General features: G+C 58.1%; 18 protein-coding genes and 1 pseudogene. 7 read left to right on the forward strand and 12 right to left on the reverse strand.

From position 1 onward, the window contains the following. Positions 1 to 3 precede the first annotated feature (3 nt). The 6 genes from HA41_RS21310 to HA41_RS04975 are packed head-to-tail and all read left to right on the forward strand — an operon-like array spanning position 4 to position 4240. Entirely contained in the window at positions 4 to 360 is a 357-nt protein-coding gene (locus tag HA41_RS21310) for a hypothetical protein (RefSeq protein ID WP_244175089.1), read from the forward strand. Further along, a complete protein-coding gene (locus HA41_RS04955; protein ID WP_244175090.1) occupies positions 291 to 1277 on the forward strand; it encodes an ATP-grasp domain-containing protein in 987 nt (328 codons plus the stop codon). Before HA41_RS21310 ends, HA41_RS04955 begins: the two co-directional genes overlap by 70 nt. Continuing rightward, entirely contained in the window at positions 1265 to 1972 is a 708-nt protein-coding gene (locus tag HA41_RS04960) for a class II glutamine amidotransferase (RefSeq protein ID WP_094119841.1), read from the forward strand. Before HA41_RS04955 ends, HA41_RS04960 begins: the two co-directional genes overlap by 13 nt. Before the next feature lie 5 nt (positions 1973 to 1977). Next, positions 1978 to 2778 carry a 2OG-Fe(II)-dependent halogenase WelO5 family protein gene (locus HA41_RS04965; protein WP_094119842.1) on the forward strand — a complete coding sequence of 267 codons (801 nt, stop codon included), beginning with the start codon at positions 1978 to 1980 and terminating at the stop codon, positions 2776 to 2778. Positions 2779 to 2807: 29 nt separating this feature from the next. Next, on the forward strand, positions 2808 to 3308 hold the full coding sequence (locus HA41_RS04970; RefSeq protein ID WP_094119843.1) for a YbaK/EbsC family protein: 501 nt from the start codon (positions 2808 to 2810) through the stop codon (positions 3306 to 3308). 20 nt (positions 3309 to 3328) lie between these two features. Continuing rightward, the gene (locus tag HA41_RS04975; protein WP_094119844.1) at positions 3329 to 4240 is read left to right on the forward strand and encodes an EamA family transporter; all 912 of its coding nucleotides are present in this window, start codon (positions 3329 to 3331) and stop codon (positions 4238 to 4240) included. 39 nt (positions 4241 to 4279) lie between these two features. Here HA41_RS04975 and ibpA read toward each other — a convergent pair whose 3' ends face one another. Beyond that, positions 4280 to 4696, reverse strand: coding sequence for a small heat shock chaperone IbpA (gene ibpA, locus HA41_RS04980; RefSeq protein WP_046289498.1), 417 nt, complete (start codon positions 4694 to 4696; stop codon positions 4280 to 4282). A 288-nt stretch (positions 4697 to 4984) separates the two neighbouring features. Between ibpA and HA41_RS04985 the strand changes: the two genes are divergently transcribed. Further along, positions 4985 to 5356 (forward strand): YceK/YidQ family lipoprotein, encoded by a 372-nt coding sequence (locus tag HA41_RS04985; RefSeq protein WP_094119845.1) that lies wholly within the window; start codon positions 4985 to 4987, stop codon positions 5354 to 5356. Here HA41_RS04985 and HA41_RS04990 read toward each other — a convergent pair. From HA41_RS04990 to dnaN, 11 genes and pseudogenes are all read right to left on the reverse strand, one after another. Further along, positions 5328 to 6590 (reverse strand): YidR family protein, encoded by a 1263-nt coding sequence (locus HA41_RS04990; protein WP_094119846.1) that lies wholly within the window; start codon positions 6588 to 6590, stop codon positions 5328 to 5330. The genes HA41_RS04985 and HA41_RS04990 overlap by 29 nt on opposite strands. A gap of 47 nt (positions 6591 to 6637) precedes the next feature. Then, the gene (locus tag HA41_RS04995) at positions 6638 to 7909 is read right to left on the reverse strand and encodes an MFS transporter (RefSeq protein WP_244175091.1); all 1272 of its coding nucleotides are present in this window, start codon (positions 7907 to 7909) and stop codon (positions 6638 to 6640) included. A gap of 163 nt (positions 7910 to 8072) precedes the next feature. Further along, entirely contained in the window at positions 8073 to 9221 is a 1149-nt protein-coding gene (dgoD, locus tag HA41_RS05000) for a galactonate dehydratase (protein WP_094119848.1), read from the reverse strand. Next, entirely contained in the window at positions 9218 to 9835 is a 618-nt protein-coding gene (locus HA41_RS05005) for a 2-dehydro-3-deoxy-6-phosphogalactonate aldolase (RefSeq protein WP_094119849.1), read from the reverse strand. The genes dgoD and HA41_RS05005 overlap by 4 nt, the downstream gene beginning before the upstream one ends. Continuing rightward, positions 9819 to 10694, reverse strand: a complete 876-nt coding sequence (locus HA41_RS05010) for a 2-dehydro-3-deoxygalactonokinase (RefSeq protein WP_094119850.1) — start codon at positions 10692 to 10694, stop codon at positions 9819 to 9821. Before HA41_RS05010 ends, HA41_RS05005 begins: the two co-directional genes overlap by 17 nt. After that, positions 10691 to 11389, reverse strand: coding sequence for a FadR/GntR family transcriptional regulator (locus HA41_RS05015; protein ID WP_094119851.1), 699 nt, complete (start codon positions 11387 to 11389; stop codon positions 10691 to 10693). The genes HA41_RS05010 and HA41_RS05015 overlap by 4 nt, the downstream gene beginning before the upstream one ends. A 130-nt stretch (positions 11390 to 11519) precedes the next feature. Further along, the gene (yidA, locus tag HA41_RS05020; protein WP_094119852.1) at positions 11520 to 12329 is read right to left on the reverse strand and encodes a sugar-phosphatase; all 810 of its coding nucleotides are present in this window, start codon (positions 12327 to 12329) and stop codon (positions 11520 to 11522) included. A gap of 100 nt (positions 12330 to 12429) precedes the next feature. Beyond that, entirely contained in the window at positions 12430 to 12909 is a 480-nt protein-coding gene (locus HA41_RS05025; protein WP_094119853.1) for a NanQ anomerase/TabA/YiaL family protein, read from the reverse strand. A 194-nt stretch (positions 12910 to 13103) separates the two neighbouring features. Beyond that, the gene (gyrB, locus tag HA41_RS05030) at positions 13104 to 15512 is read right to left on the reverse strand and encodes a DNA topoisomerase (ATP-hydrolyzing) subunit B (RefSeq protein ID WP_094119854.1); all 2409 of its coding nucleotides are present in this window, start codon (positions 15510 to 15512) and stop codon (positions 13104 to 13106) included. A gap of 18 nt (positions 15513 to 15530) precedes the next feature. Continuing rightward, a pseudogene (recF, locus tag HA41_RS05035) lies at positions 15531 to 16616 on the reverse strand (DNA replication/repair protein RecF). Positions 16617 to 16930: 314 nt separating this feature from the next. After that, positions 16931 to 18031 carry a DNA polymerase III subunit beta gene (dnaN, locus tag HA41_RS05045; protein WP_094119855.1) on the reverse strand — a complete coding sequence of 367 codons (1101 nt, stop codon included), beginning with the start codon at positions 18029 to 18031 and terminating at the stop codon, positions 16931 to 16933. Positions 18032 to 18033 lie beyond the last annotated feature (2 nt).

Below are 18033 nucleotides of genomic sequence, written 5' to 3' on the forward strand. Positions count from 1 at the left end.
GCGATGAAGAAGATTTTTCTGCAGATTGGCGCGACCCGTGATGGACAGAATCCCTACTGTGCGGTGGCGAAGCGCGAAGGGTATTTTACCGTGCTGGCGGAGATGGGTGACTTTGTCGATTACCAGTCGCTGAGTCTGACGCTGCCGTTTGATCTGATCGTTCGCCTCGATCGGCCGGAAAATCCGTGGGAGGTGATGCAGGCCTATCTGCACGCCGGTTTGCTGTCGCATCCGCAGGTGGTGCTGGCTGGCTTTGAAGCCTACAACGCCAGTGCCGGACGGTCCGGGAAATGCTGGCCGGACCCGATGCGCCCGCCGCGTTTATCCCGCTGGATAAATATGCGCAGCGTATGGCGCTGAAAAAAGCCTGGCCCGCGTTTCCGCAGCCGGAGTTTCGCTTTTTCGCTTCGCCGCTCAGCATTCTTGATGCGAAAGAGGCGCTGATCTATCCCTGTGTGGTGAAACCGGTGGATGGCGGCGGCGGCCTGGGGATCTGGCTGATTGAGCGGGCTGAGCAGCTGTGTAGCGTAGTGAACAAGCTGGTTCAGACTATGAATTACGGCGGACGCGGCTTCAGCGGTTTTATTGTGGAAAGCGGATTATCGGGTGACGAGTTTTCGTTACAGGGTGTGGTGCATCAGGGACATCCGCAGGCGCTGACCTGCTGTCAGAAGGTGATTGAGCGGCATCGTGACGCCGACGGCTGCATCAGCTTCTGTGAGTCGGGGCATGTGGCGCTGGCCGCGGTCGCGCTGCCGCCGTCGTTTACCCGCCTGATGGCCTTTTGCTGTGAAACCTTTGGCTATCGTCAGGGCGCCTTTCATATTGATTTTATTCTGGTGAACGGTATCCCGCACTTTCTGGAGATGGGCTTCCGCCTTTCCGGTATGGGTGTGGCGACGCTGGTGCAGGAGGCCACCGGCATTGACTGGGCAGAGGTGACCTTTGGCCTGGAGGCGGGCGCGGTGTTACCGGCCTTTGCCTTCACCGCGCCGCGGGCGGTGGGTCAGTTACGGTTGCGTCAACCGGCACAGTTGCAGGCGGCTGAGCGCTGGATTGACCAGCATCAGCAGGGCCAGCTGATACCGACCCTCAGGCTGCCGACGCTGCAGGTGTCACCGCGATCGTCACTCTATGCCGATCTGACCCGCCACGCGGGCATTCTGGCGACTTTTTGCCTGACGGCGGCAGCGCGTGAGCCGATTCTGGCGGCCTTTCATCAGGTGATCGCCGCGCAGCCCGCGGCGGCAGGGAGAAATATTGTATGTGCAGAATGATCCTGGCGCATGGCCGGTTCGACAGCGCGGCGATTCTGGAAGCGGCGCGCGCCATGAGCTGCGGCGAGAGCGCCAGTCACGACGGACCCATCAAACAACATCCTAACGGCTGGGGTTGTCTGTGGCTGGAGGAGGGCGAGATCCGCACGCTCCACGGCACCGGCGCATTCGCTGACGCGCTGCCGGGCATTGATGTCGATCGGCTGCGCAGCCGCTTTCTGGCGGTACATGTGCGCCATGCCACCCTGAGTAAAAATCAGGGGCTGGAATTTTCTCATCCGCTGTGGTGCAACAGTGCGCAACATCGCTGGTACATGATGCACAACGGTTATCTGCCGACGATTTATCGCCAGCTTGGTTTGACGGAATCACGCTTCGATTCTGAAGAGTATCTGCGCTATCTGGTGGATCAGGTCACCCCGGCCGATTTCACCCGCGACTACCTGCGGGGGAAAATGGCGCAGGTTGAGCCGGGCGGCAGCGCCGGCAATGCCATTGTGGTTACCCGCGACAAGGCCTGGGCGTGGCAGTGGCATCCCGACGATACGCCGTATCCCGACTATTTCACGATGCATTTTCGGCAACAGGACGATTGTACGCTGATCGCGTCTGAACCGGTGGCAATACCAGGCAGCGCTGGCAACTGGCGGCGCATGAACAATCATGAACTCTATGAAATACCGTTTAGGGAGTGAGAAACATGGCTATTTTCAATCAGTTCCGCGTGATTAATCCCAACATGTTTGTGGAGTCGACCTGGCTGGATGACATCGTGACGGCACGGGTGCCGTTGCTGGTGCTGCGTAACTTCCTCACGCCGGACGTCCGCAAGGCGGTGGTGGCGGATCTCCAGCGCTGCCGGGAGAAGATTCGCGTCTCTCATTATCCCAACGGTGCGCTGACGACGCTTGGTCCTTATCTGGCAAAACATACGGCCGCGCCGGACAACTATTTTACAGAACTGCGCGATATTCAGTCGTCGCTGCCGCCGTCACTGAGCGTTCTGCGCGAACAGATCTACCACTGGGTGCAACATGCGCTGCGGCTGGAGAGCCTGCACACCGCGCACGAGCCGGGCCGCGGTGACTATGCCGGTTCGATAGTGCGCTTTCATGCCGATGGCGTGGCGAATCCGCTGCATAACGACAACATCGTGCGCGATGCTGCCAGCAGTGGTCTGGTGGTGACGCAGATCCTGCATCAGCTTAGCTGCGTGATCTGCCTGCAGGAGTGCAACGCGGGTGGCGCGCTGCGCATCTACAACAAAAAATGGTCGCCGGAGGATGAGCAGTTCAAAACCATCGGTGAACTGGGCTACCGCAGCGGTGTGATCGCGGGCAGTGAAACCTGTGAGTTCTCGCCACGTAGCGGCGATATCTACCTGTTTAACCCCGCTTTTTATCACGAAATCGACCGGGTTGAAGGCGATACCCGCATCACCATGGGCTTCTTTTTCGGCCTGACCGATAAAAAAATGAAGCACGCCATCGCCTGGAGTTAGTTCAGGTTGCGCCAGAGAAGGAGAGGGAAATGACGACGTTTGAAAAAATCACCGCGCTGCTGGATCAGCATCAGGCGAACTACCGCGTGGTGGAACATGAGGCAGTGGGCCAGACCGATCTGATCAGTCAGATGCGCGGTAATGCGCTCAGTCAGGCGGCCAAAGCGATGGTGCTGGAGGTCAGCATGCCGGAGGGGGCCGATGCGCGTTACCTGCTGGCGATTGTGCCGGGCGACTGCCGGATCAATTTTAAAAGCGCGGCGCGTGCCATTGGCGGCAGGAAGTCCGCCTTCGCCGCGCCGGAGATGGCGCAGGCGCTGACCGACTGTGTCATGGGCGCGGTGCCGCCGTTTAGTTTTGATGACCGGCTGGCGCTGCGGGTCGATACGCGGCTGCAACAGGTCGGGACCTTGTGGTTTAACGCGGGCGCGCTGGAGAAGTCGATTGCGCTGGCGGCAGAGGACTATTTTCGCATTGTTGGTGACGACTGCTGTGTGGATATCGCGACGCCGGTGGCGGTTACCGCCTGAGGCGGCACAAGGAGCACCTGATGTCGGTAAAAGATATGCTGTTAGCGCTGTGCGTGGTGGTGGCGTGGGGCGTCAATTTCGTGGTGATTAAGCTGGGGCTGCAGGGAATGCCACCTTTTTTGCTGGCCGGGCTGCGCTTCAGTCTGGTGGCCTTTCCCGCCATCTTTTTTGTTCGCCGTCCGCCCATTCCGCTGCGCTGGCTGGTGGTTTACGGCATGACCATCAGTTTTGGTCAGTTCGCGTTTCTGTTTCTGGCGATTAAGCTGGGGATGCCCGCCGGACTGGCATCGCTGGTGCTGCAGGCGCAGGCGTTCTTTACGCTGCTGCTGGGTGCGTTGCTGCTGGCAGAGAAGCTGCGCTGGAATCACATCGCCGGGATTATTATCGCCACGCTGGGGATGTTTATGCTGGCCACGGCGGGTATGGCGGGGCAGACCACGGCCGGCATCACCCTGACGACGATGATGCTGACGCTGGCAGCGGCGCTGTCGTGGGGGCTGGGCAACATTACCAATAAGATCATTATGCGTAACCACAAGGTGCCCATTATGTCACTGGTGGTCTGGAGCGCGCTGGTGCCTATCGTCCCTTTCTTTGCCTGCTCGCTGCTGTTTGACGGCCAGGCTGTCATCATCAACAGCCTGCTGCATATCGGGCTACAGACGATACTGGCGTTAATTTATCTGGCGTTTATCGCCACTATAATAGGCTATGCGATCTGGGGAAATTTACTTAGCCGCTACGAAACCTGGCGCGTTGCGCCGCTGTCGTTACTGGTGCCGGTGGTCGGAATTATCACCGCCGCGCTGGTGCTGGATGAGCATCTGTCGGGTCAGCAGATGCTGGGCGCCACGGTAATTGTTCTGGGATTACTGGTGAACGTGTTTGGTGGGGTAGTGAGCCAGCGTTTAGCGATGCGAACGCAATCCTGAAGGCAAAAAAAACGCCGCTGATGCGGCGTTTTTCACAGATTATTTCAGAATCTCAATACGACGTGGTTTCGCTTCTTCCGGTACCAGGCGTTCAAGATCGATGCTTAACAGTCCGTTTTCCAGGCGGGCATCACGTACCACAATGTGGTCGGCCAGCTGGAATTTACGCTCGAAATTACGTTCGGCGATACCCTGATACAGGTATTTACGCTCGGTCTGCTCTTCCGGATGGGCGCCCCGCACGATCAGCACGTTATCGTGGGCGGTGATCTCCAGTTCGCTCTGAGAGAAACCGGCTACCGCGATGGTGATGCGATAGTGGTTTTCATCGACCAGCTCGACGTTGTACGGAGGATAGCCGCCGTTGCTCTGGTTTTGGTTCGCTTCGAGCAGGTTAAACAGGCGGTCAAAGCCGATGGCAGAACGATAAAGTGGAGAGAGATCAAAATTACGCATATTAAGACTCCTGAGTTTCAGCAAGTTTTGGCAACCTTCCACTATGGGACAGGTTGTATACGGCACCTCACTGTCCCTTGCGGCAACGGTGAGTGCGTCCGTAATCTAAAAATGGGTGCCGGGCGTCAGCTTTCAAGAGGGGAAATGCAATTTTTTTCGCCTAATTGAGGAAATGACATACACTCAGGACTACCTTTGCCGGACCAGAACGGACAGTGCCCCAGAGCGATGACGTTGTCTGGCAAGCCAACTCAGTCAGGCTTCTGCCGGGGCTGAAGGATGATAATAATGAATCTGATGAAAACGTTACCGCTGGCGGGTGTGGTCTGCTGCGCCGTTGCGGCAAGCGGCTGCTCCAGCGTCATGTCACATACCGGTGCCAGTCAGGGCTACTACCCTGGCACGCGCGCCAGCGCCGACCTGCTGGTGGATGACGACACCAGCTGGGCACTGAAACCGCTGGCGCTGATCGATCTGCCTTTCTCCGCTGTGCTCGATACCTTGCTGCTGCCGTGGGACTACTATCGCAACGACAGTGACAGATCGATCGATTCTCCGCGTGAACGGGTATTAAAAAGCGAGAAGCTGGCGCATACCCAGGAGCATCTGGCGCAGGCCCAGCCGCTGCCGACTATGCAGCCGCCGTCGCTGCAACCGTAAACAGCTGCCGCCAGCCGTTCACCTCTCGCATATAAGCAATCTGACGTCCATCGGGTGACCAGACCACGGCGTCACCCGAGGGAGCTGCTTCCGTTCTGTCGGTCAGCCGCTGGCACTGTCCATCGGCGATCTCACATCGCATCACGCTGTTATCGCAGACAAAAGCGATCGCCTCACCGCTGGGGTGCCAGCTAAATGCCGACTGAATGCTGTGGCTCAGCCGGGTGATCTGGCGCAGTTCGCCGCCGTTAGGCGACACGCTCCACAGCTGGATCACCTGCTGCCGGTCCGCCATCAGAAAAGCGATCTGGCTGCCGTCCGGCCCGGCGCGCAGCCAGTGGCGCGGTTGCAACGCCAGCCCGTTGCTGACCGTCAGGCGACGCTGCTGTACGCCAGCCGGCGGTGCAGGAAGCTGCCGCTCACTGCCCTCCAGCGGCGCGTCGCCCGCCCGGGCGTAATCCTCCAGCGCCTCCGGCAGATCGACAATAAACACCTCAGGCCGCTTTTCTCCCTGCGCGTTCAGCGTGTCACCAATAAAGGCGATGGCCCAGCGCTGCCAGCTGCCGTCGGGTTTCTGATAACCGCGATCGCCAACCCAGCACTCTTCATAAGCACGATTAATCTGGTCGCTGCCGGGGAGGGGCTGCGGATGGGTAGAGCTGACCAGCAGGCAAAAATAGCTGCCGTCATATTCTCGAGGATGCTGCTTCACCGGCCTGACCGCGCCCAGCGGCACAGCGATGCCGACGTTACGCAAATCCTGACGGCTATCCCATTCATGCATCACATGATCGTTGTAGGTAAAGCTGAGGCGAGATCCATCGGGACTGAAGACATGGACGTGCGTTCCGCCGCGCAGCGCGCCGGGCGTAAAAGGTGGCGTGATGTCGCAGGCATCCAGATTCACCGCCTCGCCGTTCTGAACGATGACGCCACGTCGATGGTGAAAGTCATATTGCCAGGTCGCATCGGGATGTTCCGGCCCGTGGATGCAGACATAGCGCGGCGGCAGATCGGGGCTGATGGTGACCACCCCGACATGCGCACCGTGCTGCGCCTGATAGAGCACCTCCACCTCACCGGTCATGACATTGACCCGCTCAATGGTCTGGCTGGTAAAAGACGCGCCGGAGGGCCGGAGATCAAACGCCAGCCACTGGCTGTCGGCGGTCCAGACATTGATATTGGTAAGCTGATGCTGGCGGGCAGCAAAGGTGATCTGTTTTTCGCGCATGGGGGCAACCTGATAAAAATGTTGCCCCACACGCTACGCCAAACGGGCTAAAGATGCAGCTTCGATTTCGCCTCGCTGATTACCCGTTCTTCACCCTCGACGGTTTTTTTTCGTCCCAGCAGCAGGCCCAGCAGGCCACCCAGTACCAGCGCGCCCGCCACAATCAGCAAACCATCATGGTAACTGTGGGTGGCATCTTTAATGCGGCCCATGATCGGCGGAAAACCGAGGCCGGCGATGTTCGCCACGGCATTGATCAGGGCGATAGAGGCGGCCCCGGCAACGCCGGAGATGGTCTCGGTGGTGACCGCCCAGAAGACCGGGGTAATTGCCCAGTTAAGGCCCACCATCAGTACCAGCAGGCCATAGGCCAGCCACTGCTGCGAGACCGCCATCGCGCCCAGCAACAGCAGGCCCGCGGCAATCAGCGGTAATCCCAGATGGCGCGCGCGTTCGCCGGTTTTGTCGGAATGACGGCCGTTAAAATACATAAACAGACAGGCAAACAGGAACGGTACTGCCGACAGCAGGCTGACCATCAGGTTACTGCGCTCCTCCGCCACGCCCTTGACGATCAGCGGCAGGAACAGCGTGACGCCGATGGTGCCAAACGCCTGCAACAGCCACAGCAGGCTGAGCGCCCAGACGCGGCCACTTTTCAGCGCCACCCGCCAGTTATGGTGGTGAATCGCAGAATGTTTCTCGTCACGTTCAATGGTCTGTTGCAGCCAGCTACGCTGCTCGCCGGAGAGCCAGCGGGCTTTGGCCGGTGAATCGTCGAGATAAAACCAGGTCACAATCCCGAGGAAGAAAGCGGGGATGCCTTCCAGCAGGAACAGCCAGCGCCAGCCCTCCACGCCTAACATCCCGTGCATGTTCAGCAGGCTACCGGAGAGCGGCAGGCCAATCACCGATGCCAGCGCCGCACCGATATAGAACAGCGACATGGCGCGTGCGCGATCGCTGCGCGGATACCAGCAGGAGAGATAGAAGATAATGCCGGGCGTAAAACCCGCTTCTGCCGCCCCGAGCAAAAAGCGCATCACATAAAGCTGGGTGGGCGTCTGGACCAGGCTCATGCCAGCAGCGATGATGCCCCAGCTCACCATGATACGGGCGATCCAGCGCCGCGCGCCTACCCGCGTCAGCAGCACGTTACTCGGCACTTCGAAAATGATGTAGGTGACGTAAAAAATACCGGCGGCGATGCCGTACATCTCGGCGGTCATCGCCAGATCGGCATTCATCTGGAGTGCGGCGACGGAAATATTGGCACGGTCGATATAGGCAATCAGGTAGAGCAGCATGATGAATGGCATGATGCGCCGGTTCATTTTTTCACGGTACTCAGATGCAGATGTTCACTCATCGGGAGATCCTCACGTAGGGTATAGCGGACCCGGATCCCGCATCACGCGGGACCTGGCGAGTGTTTCTTATTATGGGGTGAAGCGGGTGACTGCTACGGTAAAGCGGCGAAGATTACCATTCGGCAACGGCGCCATCGGCGTGCCGCCACAACGGGTTGCGCCAGTCAGGGGCGTCGCGGCTGCGTTCGATCACCAGCGCTTCATCGATCTCGACTCCGAGACCCGGCTTCATCAGTGGGGCGAAGCTGCCCGTGTGCATGGCGAAATCCGCTTTATTCACTACGTAATCAAGCAGTTCTGCGCCCTGATTATAGTGAATACCCATGCTCTGCTCCTGAAATACCGCGTTATGCGAGACAAAATCAACCTGCAGACAGGCGGCCAGCGCCAGCGGACCGAGCGGGCAGTGGGGCGCCAGCCCGACGTCGTACGCTTCCGCCATCGCCGCAATTTTTACGCATTCCGTGATGCCGCCAGCATGGGAAAGATCGGGCTGCACGATGGCCAGTCCGCCCGCTGCCAGCACCCGCTTAAACTCGAAGCGGGAGTACATGCGTTCGCCAGCGGCAATCGGAAGGTGGGTTTGCGCGGCAAGACGCGAATAGTATTCCGCCTGCTCGGCCAGCACCGGCTCTTCAATAAACAGCGGACGATAAGGCTCCAGCTCTTTGATCAATATTTTCGCCATCGGCGCACTGACCCGGCCATGAAAATCGAGACCAAACTCTATCTGGTTACCGAACACCTCGCGGATTTGCGCCACGGTATTAACCGCCTCATCCACCGCCCGGCTGTTATCGATCAGGCTCATCTCGGCGCAGCCGTTGAGCTTGAAGGTGTCGATGCCGATGGCGCGCAGCGTTTCAATACCGGCAATCACCTCGGCAGGGCGATCGCCGCCCACCCAGCTGTAGGCCTTCATCCGATCACGTACCTGCCCGCCGAGCAGTTGCCAGACCGGCACGCCCAGCGTTTTGCCTTTGATATCCCATAACGCCTGATCGATACCGGCGATGGCGCTCATCAGTATTGGGCCGCCGCGATAGAAACCGCCCCGGTACATCACCTGCCACAAGTCGTTAATGCGCGCCGGGTCCTGGCCGATCAGATAATCACCCAGTTCCTGTACCGCCGCTTCGACGCTGCGCGCCCGGCCTTCAATCACTGGCTCGCCCCAGCCGCATACGCCCTCATCGGTTTCAATCTTCAGGAACATCCAGCGCGGCGGCAGGCGATAAGTGGTGAGTCTGGTAATTTTCATCGTACGGCGTCCTTATAAGCAGCAACAAAAGCCTGGGCTTTTTCTACGGTACGCGACAGCGGCTGACCGGCACGGTACAAATCGCTGCCCAGTCCGGCACCGACGCAGCCGACCGCCAGATAGTCCGCCAGGTTTTCGGGCGTTACTCCGCCGACGGCGAACAGCGGGACTTCCGGCGGCAACACGGCGTTGATCGCCTTGATATAGGCCGGACCAAAAACCGAGGCCGGAAAAATTTTCAGCGCCTGCGCACCGGCGTTAAGCGCGGTGAAGGCTTCACTGGCGGTGGCACAGCCGATCGCCGTCCAGATCTGCCGTCTGACCGCCCCGGCGATCACCTCTGCATCGGTATTCGGCGTCACAATCAGACGCCCGCCCGCTGCCGCGACGGCATTGACCTGGGCGACATTCAGCACCGTTCCGGCACCGATCATCGCCCGATCGCCAAACTGACGTACCATCTGCGGCAGGGTCTGCTGCCAGTCGGGTGAGTTGAGCGGCACTTCAATCGCGTCAAAACCCGACTCAATCAGAGCGCTGATGTGTGCCTCCGCTTCGTCCGGTCTGATGCCGCGCAGAATGGCGATCAGCGGCAGGTTAAAGGGTAAGGTCATCGATAATTCTCCTTATTCCATGCTGGAAGGCGCGGTCGCCCTCCAGCCATTGCAGCGGGATATCCAGCAGCGCAAAAGCCGCCTGATAGCGCCGGGCCAGCGACTCACTGGCAATCAGCGTCACCGGACCGCTCAGCCCTGACAGGGACCACTGGCTGGCGACTTCATGACCAATCAGTAAACCCGAGAGAAATTCGCTGACCGACCCGGGCGACAGCGTGCCGAGCAGATGCTGCGCCCGGACTTCAAACAGTCGCGCCAGCAGGGACGGATCGTTGATGCCGGTTTCCAGCCCGCGCTGAAAGGCTGCCGCATCCGGCTGCTGTGGCGGTAAACCGGCGCCGATCAGAGCGTGGTTCAGCAGCAGATGATGCAGTTCGCCGGTCATCAGAGTGCGGAAATCGGTGACGTAACGCCCTTCACATTGCACCCATTTGGAATGGGTGCCGGGCATCACGATCAGTTCCGCCGGTGCCAGGGTTTGTGCTCCCAGCAGCTGGGTCTCTTCACCACGCATCACGTTGTGATTATCGCGGCGGCTGACGCTTAATCCCGGCACGATCCAGCGGTTTTCACCGGCCACGGTCAGCTGCGCCGCGAGGGTGTCCAGCGCCTGTGGGCAGGAAAGATAAGGCGCGGGCAGCCAGCCGGCGTTACTGCCTACCATGCCCGCCATCACCACCGGCACGTCGTTCACTGGCCAGTGCTGAGTGATATCGTCAAATACCTGCTGGTGGCTGCGGCCATTTAAGCGCGTCACGCCTGATTCAGATTGGCGGCTCTCCAGACACTCACCGTCGCGATAATACCAGGCGCGCAGGTTGGTTGAGCCCCAGTCGAGCGCGATATAGTGATTCACACGATCTCCTTCAGGCGTTGGGTTGAACTGGCGATCATGGCGCGTGCCGCCGCTTCTGCAGCGTCAGCATCCTGATGACGAATGGCATTGAACAGGTTCTGATGTTCACGCAGAGTTTGCGGCATGTTGTCGCGATCGGCGCGGTAGGTGCGGGCAAAAACCGCTTTCTGAAGCTGAACCAGCGCGATGCTGAGCTGTTGCAGAATGGGATTGTGCACGGAGGCCAGCAGCGCCTCGTGGTAGCGCATATCGGCCTCGTTAAAGGCATCACGATCGTCGCGCCAGGCGATCATATCGTTGAGCGCCTGCTCGATAGCGGCTAAATCCTGTGAGGTGGCGCGTTCGGCTGACCAGCGCGCCAGCTGGGGTTCGACCAGCACCCGCACATCATTCATCGCGGCAATGAGCTTCGGGTCGTGATTGTGCTTTAACGACCATTGCAGCACGTCGCTGTCGAGGAAGTTCCAGTGCTGATGCGGGGTGACAAAGGCACCGCGGTAACGCTTAATTTCAATCAGGCGTTTCGCGGTCAGCGAGCGATAGACTTCGCGGATGATATTACGGGAGGTGGCAAACCGTTCGCACAGGTCCGCCTCGGCGGGCAATGACTGCCCCGCCGCAAACTGGCCGGAGACGATCTCTTCGCCCAGCGTTAAAAGAATCCGATCGGTTTTGCTGACGTCCTGCTTTTCCACTGTCTGTGTTCCTTTGCCCGGCCCATGCCTGAGCAAAAATTGTAGTACCACCCATCAAGGTGGTACTACAATCCTGATCACAAAACAGACAATCTATTGCGTTACAGTCTGCCAGTAACAAAGCAGACGATTACAGCACCAGCTCTTCAATCGCGTGCGCGACGCCATCTTCCATATTGGTTTTTGTCACGAACTGGGCGATTTTCTTAACCGAATCAATGGCATTCCCCATCGCTACCCCGGTACCGGCATACTCAATCATCGCCAGATCGTTTTCCTGATCGCCAATCGCCATCACTTCTTCCTGCTTCAGCCCGAGTTTCTCAGCCAGCATTTTTACGCCCTGGCCCTTGTTGACCCGACGATCAAGAATTTCGAGGTAGTAAGGCGCACTCTTCAGGATGGTGTAGGTCTGGCGCGCCTGTTCAGGCAGGCGGGCAATCGCCGCGTCCAGCAGAGCAGGGCGATCGATCATCATTAATTTTGGAAAGCGGGTGGCGCGATCCATCTCATCAACGGCGCGGTAGCGCACCGGGATCCCGGTCAGGCTCGCTTCGTGGATGGTGTATTCACTGATGTCTTTGTTCGGCGTATAGAGGTGAGATTTGTCGAATGCCTGGAAATGCACGCCCAGCTCACGCGCCAGCTGCTCAATGTAGAGATAGTCGTCAAAGGTCAGCGTCACTTCCGCCACGCATTCACCATCTTCGGCCTGATGGACCAGCGCACCGTTATTACTGATCGCATACTGACCCGGCGTCTGCATATCCAGCTCCATCAGATAGCGCTGGATACCGACAAACGGCCGGCCGGTGGTCAGTACAATCGACACCCCTTGCTGGCGGGCGCGATCCAGGGCGGATTTCACGCCCGGCGTGATTTCGTGTTGCGGATTAAGCAGGGTGCCATCCATGTCGATAGCGATCAATTTAATAGCCATAGGGTCCTCGTTGCGTCTGGGTTTTGTTCAATGCTAGCGCGATTCAGCTCACATTGACCAGTTTAGTGGCAAGCGATGACAAATGACTGACACCCGGAGCTTAGCCGGTAAAGAGATCGCGGTGGATTTTAATCACGGCTTTTCGAATGCGGGCCGGTTCGGCGGGCGCGCAGCAGGGACGATGCAGGTCGTGCGGGAAAAACAGCGCAAACATACCGGGCGTCAGGGTGATCATCGATTCGTTCAGCGTCTGCTGATAAAAAACCACGTCGCGCTGCTGAGCAAAATCTTCGGTCACCACCTGATCCGGATGCGCCCGGGCTACGCCGATATTTTCGGTGCCTTCTAGCAGATACTGAATATCGATGTAGCTGAAATGGGACTCAGCCTTACGTGCACTGGCCGGTTCGGTCATCATCTCCTGCACCAGACAGAACATTTTATCGTCCGGCAGAATGGCATATTTACCGGTTTCAAGCTGGCTGAAATCGGTCTCAGCAATCCAGCTTATCGCCCGGTCAACCACCGGATGAAAGGCGTGACGTTCTCTGGCCCAGTCGCGACGATCACAAATAATCATGGTTTAACTCCCTGTCAGAACAGAATAGTGCGCCGTACAGGCGCAAAGAGAGACAAGAGTAAGAGAGGGGCGCAGGCTAAAAAGTGATCGCGATCGCAGCCTGCAGGTAACGCGGTGCGATCGCCGTGGTTTTCAGGCGGCTGGCGCAAAAAAAGGCCATCACTCACGTGATGGCCTGTTATGTCAGCAACCGATTAAATATCGATGTTGGCGGCTTTCAGCGCATTCTCTTCGATGAAGGCGCGGCGCGGTTCAACCGCATCGCCCATCAGGGTAGTAAACAGCTGATCCGCGCCAATCGCATCTTTAATGGTCACGCGCAGCATACGACGGCTATCCGGGTCCATGGTGGTTTCCCACAGCTGCTCCGGGTTCATCTCACCCAGACCTTTGTAGCGCTGTACCGAGAGGCCACGACGTGACTCTTTAACCAGCCACTCAATCGCCTGCTCGAAGCTGGCCACCGGTTGACGACGCTCGCCACGTTCAATGTAAGCATCCTCTTCCAGCAGGCCACGCAGTTTGCCGCCAAGGCCGCAGATTTTGCGGTACTCAGGACCCTGAATGAAATCGGCTTCCAGCGGATAATCGGTATCCACACCGTGGGTACGGACACGCAGCACCGGTTCGAACAGGTTCAGCTCGCGGTTTTCACGCACCTGCGCCAGGTAGGTGCTGCCGTGCGCTTCGCGCTCGGTGAGATAGCTCACCAGACTGTTCAGCCAGCGGGTCACTTCCGCTTCATCGCTCAGATCGCTCAGCGTGTCGTGATAAATCAGCGCGCGCAGCAGGGCCAGCGGATAACGGCGCTCCATACGCTTGATCATCTTCTGGGTGCTGTTGAAGTCAGAGACCAGCGTCTCCAGCGGCTCACCCGCCAGGGCCGGGGCGCTGGCATTGGTGTGCAGCGTGGCACCATCCAGTGCGATAGCGATCTGGTATTGATCCATCGCGTCGTCATCTTTGATGTACTGCTCCTGCTTGCCTTTTTTCACTTTATACAGTGGCGGCTGAGCGATATATACATGGCCACGCTCAATAATTTCCGGCATCTGACGGTAGAAGAAAGTCAGCAGCAGCGTACGGATGTGCGAACCATCGACATCGGCATCGGTCATGATGATGATGCTGTGATAGCGCAGCTTGTCCGGGTTGTACTCGTCGCGACCAATACCGCAACCGAGCGCGGTGATCAGCGTGGCTACTTCCTGCGAGGCGAGCATTTTATCGAAGCGCGCTTTCTCAACGTTGAGGATCTTACCTTTCAGCGGCAGAATCGCCTGATTTTTACGGTTACGGCCCTGTTTAGCCGAACCGCCAGCGGAGTCACCCTCCACCAGGTAAATTTCTGACAGCGCCGGGTCGCGTTCCTGGCAATCCGCCAGTTTGCCTGGCAGACCGGCCAGGTCCAGCGCGCCTTTACGACGGGTCATTTCACGCGCACGACGCGCGGCTTCACGCGCGCGGGCGGCGTCGATGATTTTGCCCACCACGATTTTGGCGTCTGACGGGTTTTCCAGCAGATACTCCGCCAGCAGTTCGTTCATCTGCTGCTCAACCGCCGACTTCACTTCAGACGAGACCAGTTTATCTTTGGTCTGTGAAGAGAATTTTGGATCCGGTACTTTCACCGAAACCACGGCGATCAGGCCTTCACGCGCATCATCACCGGTGGCGCTGACTTTGGCTTTCTTGCTGTAACCCTCTTTATCCATGTAGGCATTCAGGGTTCGGGTCATCGCAGCACGGAAACCAGCAAGGTGGGTACCGCCATCACGCTGTGGGATGTTGTTGGTAAAGCAGTAGATGTTTTCCTGGAAGCCGTCGTTCCACTGCAGCGCCACTTCCACACCGATGCCATCTTTCTCGGTAGAGAAATAGAACACGGTTGGGTGAATCGGGGTTTTGTTTTTGTTGAGGTACTCAACAAACGCCCGGATGCCGCCTTCATAATGGAAATGGTCAGACTTGCCGTCACGCTTATCTTCCAGACGAATCGACACGCCTGAGTTGAGGAATGAGAGTTCACGCAGGCGTTTCGCCAGAATGTCATACTCAAAATCGCGCACGTTGGTAAAGGTTTCGTGGCTTGGCCAGAAGCGCACACGGGTACCGGTCAAATCGGTCTCGCCGGTCACCGACAACGGTGCCTGCGGCACGCCATGGACGTAGATCTGCTGGTGTACTTTGCCTTCGCGACGAATGGTCAGCTCCAGCTTCTGTGACAGGGCGTTTACCACCGAGACACCGACGCCATGCAGACCGCCGGAGACTTTATAGGAGTTATCGTCGAACTTACCGCCGGCATGCAGCACGGTCATGATCACTTCAGCGGCGGAAATGCCCTCTTCTTCGTGAATGCCGGTTGGAATGCCGCGTCCATCATCCTGCACCGAAACGGAGTTATCCGCATGAATGGTGACCACGATGTCACTACAGTGACCAGCGAGCGCTTCGTCGATTGCGTTATCCACGACCTCGAATACCATGTGATGCAGACCGGTACCGTCATCGGTATCGCCGATATACATGCCCGGGCGTTTGCGTACCGCATCAAGCCCCTTCAGGACTTTGATACTTGAGGAGTCATAAGAATTCGACATCAACGTTTCTCGCTCATTTTAATCTTCAGGTTGAACCGCTATTTTACCCTGTTCCACGCGGAACATCTTGCCCTTTTCGTCGGTCATGTCGATTACATGCTCGGCAGAAATCGCGCTGACAAACACCTGTGCCTGGGTCGCTTTTAACCGTTCCGCCAGCAGGCGTCGACGGCTGTCATCCAGTTCCGAGGCGAAGTCATCAATCAGGTAAACACAGCGGCGTCCGCTCTGGCTTGTCAGGAACTCGCCCTGCGCCAGACGCAATGCACACATCAGCAGTTTTAACTGCCCGCGTGAGAGTAAATCTTCCACCGGCGTCCCTTCAGCCCGAATACGAAAATCGGCTTTATGAGGACCGCTGGCGGTATAGGTCAGGGCGCGATCGCGCTCAAAGTTACGTTCCAGCAACTCGCCGTAGTCGCTCTCTTTATCCCAGCCGCGCTGAAACGAAAAGCGCAGATCAAATTCGGGCAGGAACTGACTGCAGGTGGCGGTAATCTCCGCCGAAATCGCCGCACTGTACCCGGCGCGCCACAGGCTGATCTGTTCAGCCAGCGGCACCAGTTCCTGATCCCAGGGACGAATCTGGCTGTAGCGTGACACCTAGCGCAGTGCGGCGTTGCGCTGTTTTAACAGGCGGCGCAGATTGCTCCAGGCGTTGAAAAAACCAGGGGTGTTATGGAAACAGCCCCAGTCGACATAGGCTCTACGGTATTTGGGGCCACCGTTGAGCAAAGTAAACCCTTCGGGGGTGATTAACTGCATCGGCAACAGCTGCGCCAGTTCAGCCACTTTATGGCCATCGCTGCCATCAATGCGCACTTTGCTATCACCGGCGCGGTTTTTGGTCAGTCCGACAGAGATTTCCCGCTCTTTACCTTCCAGCCGGCCATGCAGCACAAACGCTGCCTCATCATGACGAATCACGCGGCCCGCCTGCAGGCTGCGAAACGCCCGACCGTGGCCCAGGGTGTAAATCGCCTCTAATACGCTGGTTTTACCGCTGCCATTGGCGCCGACCAGGAAATTAAAGCCGGGTGCTAACGCCAGGTCAGCCTGCTCAATATTACGAAAATCTTTGATAAGGAGGCGGGTTAAAGCCATGAATCAATCCAGCGTGAAGGGCAATAAAGTTTTGGGCCTGGCGATCCAGGGCGTCAACGGCAAAGCAGGTTTGCCCGATACCTCAGTCACCAGGCCGTCGGCGTCGCAGCTACGTTGCGCCCCGCCAGCGCACAGCCACCGGAGCGTACTGAAGTACGTGAGGATGGCGAGCACTGCCGGGGCACAACGTAGCAAGTAAACCAGGCCGATATATTCTACAAGAAGCGCACAGGCCCTGGGAGCATACTGAAGTATGTGACCAGGGGCGAGCACTGCCCGGAATCAGAATGGCAAGTAAGCCAGGCCGATATATTCTACAAGCGCATGGGCATGACGACATAGGCCGCCGCCGGACTCGCCACATCCTCAATCTGCACGCTCGATACCGAGTCGGTCAGCAGCAGACGAACGTTTTCGCACTTCAGTGCGTTCAGCACATCCAGCACGTAACTGACGTTGAAGCCAATCTCCAGTTCGGTGCCGTTGTAGCTGACGTCCAGCATCTCTTCCGCTTCTTCCTGTTCAGGGTTATTGGCGGTGATTTTCAGCTGATTTTCGGTGATATAGAGGCGAACGCCGCGGAATTTTTCATTTGACAGGATCGCTGCGCGGGCAAAGGCCTGCTTCAACAGATCACAGCCCGCTTCCAGCGCTTTATCGGGATTCTTCGGCAATACGCGGCGATAATCGGGAAAACGACCATCAACCAGCTTCGAAGTGAAGATAAAGTCACCGACGTGCGCACGGATATTGCTGCCGCCAATCTGCACCTGCAGCGGGTTATCGCCGCCATCCAGCAGACGTAGCAGTTCAATCACCCCTTTACGCGGCACAATCACCGAATGACTTGGCAGCGCCTGGCCGATCGGCATCGAGCAGACCGCCAGACGGTGACCGTCGGTGGCGACGGTGCGCAGCTCTTCCCCTTCGGTTTCAAACATCATCCCGTTGAGGTAGTAGCGAACATCCTGATGCGCCATGGAAAACTGGGTCGCTTCGATCAGCCGTTTCAGCGTTGCCTGCGGCAGGGTAAATTCAACTTCACTCTGCCAGTCGTCAAGATTCGGGAAATCACTGGCAGGCAGGGTCGACAGCGAGAAACGGCTGCGGCCTGAACGCACTAACATGCGATCGCCTTCCAGTGAAAGGGTGATCTCCGCGCCTTCCGGCAATCCGCGACAGATATCGAGGAATTTCCGTGCCGGCACAGTGGTCGCGCCAGGCTCATGCGCCTGCGTCAGAGCCACCCGTGCCACCATCTCCATTTCTAAATCGGTACCGGTCAGCAACAGCGTTCCTTCCGTCACCTGCAACAGCAGGTTTCCAAGGATCGGCAGCGTCGGGCGACCGCCTAGCGGGCCGCTTACCTGTTGCAGCGGTTTCAGTAACTGCTCACGTTCAACAATAAATTTCATAG

The organism is Pantoea conspicua, from assembly GCF_002095315.1.
Classification (GTDB): domain Bacteria; phylum Pseudomonadota; class Gammaproteobacteria; order Enterobacterales; family Enterobacteriaceae; genus Pantoea; species Pantoea conspicua.

Excerpts from the sequence above, each read along its gene's own strand:
- HA41_RS21310 (WP_244175089.1), top strand. The coding sequence starts at position 4 with ATGAAGAAGATTTTTCTGCAGATTGGCGCGACCCGTGATGGACAGAAT.
- HA41_RS04955 (WP_244175090.1), top strand. The coding sequence starts at position 291 with ATGCTGGCCGGACCCGATGCGCCCGCCGCGTTTATCCCGCTGGATAAA.
- HA41_RS04960 (WP_094119841.1), top strand. The coding sequence starts at position 1,265 with ATGTGCAGAATGATCCTGGCGCATGGCCGGTTCGACAGCGCGGCGATT.
- HA41_RS04965 (WP_094119842.1), top strand. The coding sequence starts at position 1,978 with ATGGCTATTTTCAATCAGTTCCGCGTGATTAATCCCAACATGTTTGTG.
- HA41_RS04970 (WP_094119843.1), top strand. The coding sequence starts at position 2,808 with ATGACGACGTTTGAAAAAATCACCGCGCTGCTGGATCAGCATCAGGCG.
- HA41_RS04975 (WP_094119844.1), top strand. The coding sequence starts at position 3,329 with ATGTCGGTAAAAGATATGCTGTTAGCGCTGTGCGTGGTGGTGGCGTGG.
- ibpA (WP_046289498.1), bottom strand. The coding sequence starts at position 4,696 with ATGCGTAATTTTGATCTCTCTCCACTTTATCGTTCTGCCATCGGCTTT.
- HA41_RS04985 (WP_094119845.1), top strand. The coding sequence starts at position 4,985 with ATGAATCTGATGAAAACGTTACCGCTGGCGGGTGTGGTCTGCTGCGCC.
- HA41_RS04990 (WP_094119846.1), bottom strand. The coding sequence starts at position 6,590 with ATGCGCGAAAAACAGATCACCTTTGCTGCCCGCCAGCATCAGCTTACC.
- HA41_RS04995 (WP_244175091.1), bottom strand. The coding sequence starts at position 7,909 with ATGCCATTCATCATGCTGCTCTACCTGATTGCCTATATCGACCGTGCC.
- dgoD (WP_094119848.1), bottom strand. The coding sequence starts at position 9,221 with ATGAAAATTACCAGACTCACCACTTATCGCCTGCCGCCGCGCTGGATG.
- HA41_RS05005 (WP_094119849.1), bottom strand. The coding sequence starts at position 9,835 with ATGACCTTACCCTTTAACCTGCCGCTGATCGCCATTCTGCGCGGCATC.
- yidA (WP_094119852.1), bottom strand. The coding sequence starts at position 12,329 with ATGGCTATTAAATTGATCGCTATCGACATGGATGGCACCCTGCTTAAT.
- HA41_RS05025 (WP_094119853.1), bottom strand. The coding sequence starts at position 12,909 with ATGATTATTTGTGATCGTCGCGACTGGGCCAGAGAACGTCACGCCTTT.
- gyrB (WP_094119854.1), bottom strand. The coding sequence starts at position 15,512 with ATGTCGAATTCTTATGACTCCTCAAGTATCAAAGTCCTGAAGGGGCTT.
- dnaN (WP_094119855.1), bottom strand. The coding sequence starts at position 18,031 with ATGAAATTTATTGTTGAACGTGAGCAGTTACTGAAACCGCTGCAACAG.